At 62.1% G+C, this 4,043-nt stretch carries 6 protein-coding genes; 3 read left to right on the forward strand and 3 right to left on the reverse strand.

Annotated features, from left to right (window positions below; translation table 11 throughout):
- On the reverse strand, nucleotides 1–172 hold a 172-nt coding region (locus AC1DUU_RS25305; protein ID WP_476786130.1), incomplete at its 3' end, for an NAD(P)-binding domain-containing protein.
- Nucleotides 144–1,187: an LLM class flavin-dependent oxidoreductase gene (locus AC1DUU_RS25310; RefSeq protein ID WP_476786125.1), complete on the reverse strand. Its 1,044-nt coding sequence runs from the start codon at nucleotides 1,185–1,187 to the stop codon at nucleotides 144–146. The genes AC1DUU_RS25310 and AC1DUU_RS25305, both read right to left, overlap by 29 nt.
- 113 nt (nucleotides 1,188–1,300) lie before the next feature.
- On the opposite strand from AC1DUU_RS25310, the gene AC1DUU_RS25315 reads away from it, so the two are divergent.
- Complete coding sequence (locus tag AC1DUU_RS25315; RefSeq protein WP_476786126.1) at nucleotides 1,301–1,669, forward strand: winged helix-turn-helix transcriptional regulator; 369 nt, start codon at nucleotides 1,301–1,303, stop codon at nucleotides 1,667–1,669.
- 7 nt (nucleotides 1,670–1,676) lie between these two features.
- Here the strand turns inward: AC1DUU_RS25315 and AC1DUU_RS25320 are convergent, their stop codons facing one another.
- Nucleotides 1,677–2,789 (reverse strand): NAD(P)-binding domain-containing protein, encoded by a 1,113-nt coding sequence (locus AC1DUU_RS25320; RefSeq protein WP_476786127.1) that lies wholly within the window; start codon nucleotides 2,787–2,789, stop codon nucleotides 1,677–1,679.
- A 160-nt stretch (nucleotides 2,790–2,949) separates the two neighbouring features.
- Between AC1DUU_RS25320 and AC1DUU_RS25325 the strand changes: the two genes are divergently transcribed.
- Complete coding sequence (locus tag AC1DUU_RS25325) at nucleotides 2,950–3,684, forward strand: FadR/GntR family transcriptional regulator (protein WP_476786128.1); 735 nt, start codon at nucleotides 2,950–2,952, stop codon at nucleotides 3,682–3,684.
- Nucleotides 3,681–4,043: PLP-dependent transferase (locus AC1DUU_RS25330; protein WP_476786129.1), on the forward strand; the 363-nt coding region annotated here is incomplete at its 3' end. The genes AC1DUU_RS25325 and AC1DUU_RS25330, both read left to right, overlap by 4 nt.

Genomic DNA, 4,043 nt, shown 5'->3' on the forward strand with positions numbered 1-4,043 from the left:
GTCCGATCTCGGCCGGCGGCCTGGATGTCGCGATCTTGACCTCGTAACCCGCCGCGATGGCGCGGCGGGCGAGCGCGGTGCCGACACGGCCGGCGCCGAGGATGCCGATGGTCTTCACGTCAGCGGCTTTCATGCTGTTTCTCCTAGATCTTGGCGGTGCCGAGTTCAGCATCGACAAGCGGCTTGACGCGCGTGCCCAGCAGCTCGATCGAACGCAGGAACTCTTTCTGCGGCAACTGCCCAACGTCCATCTGGAAGAACTGGCGCATGTGACCGATGCTCTTGTGCAAAGCGACGATGCGTTCGGCAATCTCTTCGGGGGCGCCGACAAACAGCGCACCACCACCACTGGCTTCCTTGTCGTAGTGATGACGCGGCGGCGGGGCAAACCCACGAATCTTGCCAAGCGACTCCATTACCGCATGCCAGTGGATCCAGAAGCGCTCCTTCGCTCCAGTGGCGTCATCGCCGACGTAGCCTGGGCTTGCGACCGAAACCTTGATCTGCGCTTCCGGAATGTTCGCCTGTGCTGCGGCACGCCGGTAGAGATCGGCGAGCGGGGCAAAACGCGATGCCTGGCCACCGATGATGGCGTAGGAAATCGGCAGGCCGAGCAGCCCCGCGCGCACCGATGAATGCGGGTTACCGCCGGTCGCCAGCCAGATTGGCAGCGAACCGCTCTCAGGGCGCGGCACGACCAGCGCATCGTTCAGCGCCGGGCGGAACTTGCCGCTCCAGGTGATGGCTTCGCTCTCGTTGATCTTCAGCAGAAGGTCGAGTTTCTCGGCATAAAGCTCGTCATAGTCATTGAGGCTGTGGCCGAAGAGCGGAAAGGATTCCGTCGACGAACCGCGCCCGGCGGTGATCTCGGCACGACCGTTCGACAGGGCGTCCAGCGTCGCGAACTGCTGATAGACGCGCACCGGATCATCTGTGCTGAGAACGGTGACCGCGCTTCCGAGCTTGATATTTTTCGTGGTCGAAGCAGCTGCGCCGAGCACCACTGTCGCAGCGGACGCCGGCATCTCATAGGTGTGGTGTTCGCCGATGCCGAAATAGTCCAGCCCGACTTCATCGGCCAGCTGAATGGCCTCCAAGAGGTTGCGCGTGGCTTGGGCCGTCGAGCCGAGCTTGCCGGTGACAGGATCCTTCTGGACATCGCCAAAGCTGTAGACGCCAAGTTCCATGTTCGTTTCTCCTTCGCTGGCGTCGCTCCTTGCGGAGCCATGTCGCCGTCAGTATATATTCGTAACCTGGCCTAATATTGTTACTGTCCGAATGGACGCAAGGAGGCACATCCATGTTACCTGAACCGAGCGGCTTGCTTGATATGTGCAGGCCCGTCCGCCAGATCCTGGCGCGGGTCGGCGACAAGTGGAGCGTGCTGATCGTCATGGCGTTGCGCGACGGCCCGCGCCGCTTCAATGAGATCAAGCGCGCCATCGGAACGATTTCGCAGCGCATGCTGACGCTGACGCTGAAAGGCATGGAACGTGACGGCCTGATCAAACGGACCGTCTTCCCGACCAAGCCGCCACGCGTCGACTATGAGCTGACCGAATTGGGGCATTCGCTGCGCCGGCCGGTGGAAGAGCTGGGCCATTGGGCGATCGCGCACGAGATGCTTATCGCCAAGGCACAACAAACGTTCGACCGCGACGCCGCCTGATCGGTCCTCAGATCAGGCCGAGATGCCCTGTCAGTTCCCGCGCAGCGGCGGCGCCGGCCCGGTTGGCGCCGATGGTCGAGGCGGAAGGACCGTAGCCGACAAGGTGGATGCGCGGGTCCTTGGCAATTTGGGTCGCCAGACGACCGGACATGAAGATGCCGCCATTGTCCTCGCGGATTTGCAGCGGCGCCAGGTGATCGAGCGAGCTGCGAAAGCCCGTGCACCACAAGATGACATCGGCCTTCTGCTCGGTACCGTCAGCCCAGCGGACGCCGTCTTCGGTGATCTCGCTGAACATCGGCAGCCTGTTGAGGATACCGCGTTCGCGCGCAGCCTTGAGCGCGGGCGTCCATGGAATGCCGGTGACCGAGACGACCGAACCAGGCACAAGCCCGCGCCGGACCCTGTCTTCGACGATGGCAACGGCGGCGCGTCCATCCTCGGGGGTGAACGGTGTCTCGCGGAATTGCGGTTCGCGGCGCGTGACCCAGGTAGTGGACGCAACGCGCGAGATTTCGTCGAGCAATTGCAGTGCCGAAATGCCGCTGCCGACAACGATGACGTGCTGGCCGGCGAATTCATCCGCGGTGCGGTAGTCGCGGGTGTGCAACTGGCGACCCTTGAACTGGTCGGCACCGGGATAGGTCGGGATATATGGTGTTTCCCAGGTGCCGGTGGCATTGATGATGCCGCGCGCCGAAAATGTTTCCCGGTCGGTCTCGATCCGGAAGCGTTCATGGCGTTCGCAAACGACCCTGACCGTCACCGGCCGGTAGACAGGCAAGTCGAATTTCTGTTCGTAGGCGGCAAAATAGCGGGGGACCGCGACGGAGGCTTTTACTTCGGTGAGGCCAGTTTCGATGACATCGGCAAACTGCATGCCCGGCAGGTCATGGACGCGGTTGACCGTGCTCAGCGTCAGCGACGGCCAGCGATATTGCCAAGCCCCGCCTGCTTCGGGCGACTTGTCGAGCACCACATAGCCCTTGCCCGGCATAATGCCGAGCCCCCTGAGATGATAGGCCGAGGAAAGCCCGGCCTGACCGGCGCCGATGACGACGATGTCGGTCTTGAGGATGGCGCGAACATCGCGCCTTTCCGAGCTTTCATCCGTCTTCATTGCAGCAGTTGCAGAATCTTCAATGGCCATTCCCGAGCCTGAGATAAGGGGCTTTGGATTTCAAGTCGGGCCGTATCTTCAAAACGTGACCCAACGGAATTGACATAGCATAGGTTACATGCAGAAATTGGTCTGACCATTGTACCAATTGGATGCCGAGTTGACCGACGCCAGCCTTCCCCCGATCCAGGCGACCGCCCGCGACGACGCGGTGCTCAATGCGCTCGCCGACTTCGTCATGCAGGAAGGCCTGCTGCCGGGCGACCGGTTGCCGACTGAGCGCGTACTGTCGGAACGGTTGAAGGTCAGCCGCACCACGGTGCGCGAGGCGCTGACGCGCTGGGAAGGTCTTGGCCTGGTCGAGCGTCTGCAAGGCAGCGGCACCTTTCTCAAGGCAGCGGTGTCGCGCGACATGCTGCATTTGCCGCTGACATTCGCCTCGGGCAACGACTTTGAAAGCCTGATGCACACGCTTGAAATTCGTCGCGGGCTGGAGGCGGAGGCGGCAGCTTTATGCGCCTCGCGTGCCGGCACAGTCGAACTTGCCCTCATCAGGCAGAAGCTCGAGACGATGGAAGAAGCCTTTCACAGCCGCGCCGGCATGTCCTCGGACGAGGACTGGGATTTCCACCAGGCGATCTACCGGGTTTCGGGCAATCCGCTGTTCGAACAGATCATCTCGGCCATGCACGAACTGTTCCACCGCTTCTGGGAACATCCGCTTGGCGTGCGCGATTTCGGCCATGCCAGCTTTCCCTATCACCGTACGATCTACGAGCGCATTGCTGCTGGAGATGCCGAGGGCGCTCGCACCGAGGCCCTGAAACTGATCGCCACCGTGGAGGCCGACCTCAGGCGCGGTGCCGCCAACCTCAAACTTGCGGACAACAAATGAGCAGCAATTTCGAGCGGGATTTCATTGCCGAGGCAGCGACATTGCTTGCCCATGACGAGCCCTTTCCCGGTGGCGCCGTCGTGCCGCCGATCTACCAGACCTCGCTGTTCACCTTCGATAGCTATGCCGAGATGGCCGATGTTTTTGCCGGCCGTAGCACCAAGCCGATCTATTCGCGCGGCAACAATCCCACTGTGATGGAGTTCGAAAGCAAGATCGCGGCCCTTGAAGGGGCTGAAGCCGCGCGCGGCTTTTCGAGCGGGATGGCGGCGATCAGCTCTACCGTGCTCGCCTTCGTCGGCGCGGGCCAACGCATCGTTGCTGTCCGCAACTGTTACGGCGATGCCTATCGCCTGTTC

This window comes from Aminobacter sp. P4_H6_2 (assembly GCF_056400805.1).

Coding starts and splice junctions, on each gene's coding strand:
- AC1DUU_RS25310 (WP_476786125.1), bottom strand. CDS start 1,187: ATGGAACTTGGCGTCTACAGCTTTGGCGATGTCCAGAAGGATCCTGTC.
- AC1DUU_RS25315 (WP_476786126.1), top strand. CDS start 1,301: ATGTTACCTGAACCGAGCGGCTTGCTTGATATGTGCAGGCCCGTCCGC.
- AC1DUU_RS25320 (WP_476786127.1), bottom strand. CDS start 2,789: ATGAAGACGGATGAAAGCTCGGAAAGGCGCGATGTTCGCGCCATCCTC.